Raw genomic sequence first — 457 nt, 5'->3', positions numbered from 1 at the left:
TTAATTAAGTTGAGGTATCAGCAATAATTTTCCACGCACCATCAATTTTTTTAAATACAAGCATAAAAATACCATCGGCATTACCAACATCGCGTTTTATATGGTATTCGCCTAAAACATAGTAAGCGCCTTCAGTAATTTTAGTAATGGCGTTAATTCTAAAATTCAACTTACCTGTGTGTTCTTTAGTTGGGTAAGCTTTTAAGTACCTTTCTAATGTGTTTTCCCAACCTTGAGTAATACCATTGGCACTATAAAAAGCTAGTGAGTCACTTTTCCAGTAGCCTTCCATATATTCTTCAATATTATCTTTAGACCAAGCAAGCCTTTGTGCTTTTAAAACGGCTTGTATATCTTTTATGTCTTTTTCTTCAGAATTTTGCGCTGTAGCAATAAAAGTGGTAGCCAAAAATAGTGATAAAATAAGTGTAAGTTTCTTCATTGTAAATGTTTATAA

At 32.2% G+C, this 457-nt stretch carries 1 protein-coding gene; it reads right to left on the bottom strand.

Features of this window, described 5'->3' with window-relative positions; genetic code table 11:
• Window positions 1–4 precede the first annotated feature (4 nt).
• Window positions 5–442, bottom strand: coding sequence for a Cif family virulence factor (locus tag FUA24_RS07865; protein ID WP_147134952.1), 438 nt, complete (start codon window positions 440–442; stop codon window positions 5–7).
• Between the last annotated feature and the right edge of the window lie 15 nt (window positions 443–457).

Source organism: Seonamhaeicola marinus (assembly GCF_008085455.1).
The sequence above is the reverse complement of the archived record's forward strand: the minus strand, read 5'-3'. Positions and strand labels throughout refer to the sequence as shown.

What these genes read in the sequence shown, in the direction of transcription:
- FUA24_RS07865 (WP_147134952.1), bottom strand. Translation starts at nt 442, where the DNA reads ATGAAGAAACTTACACTTATTTTATCACTATTTTTGGCTACCACTTTT.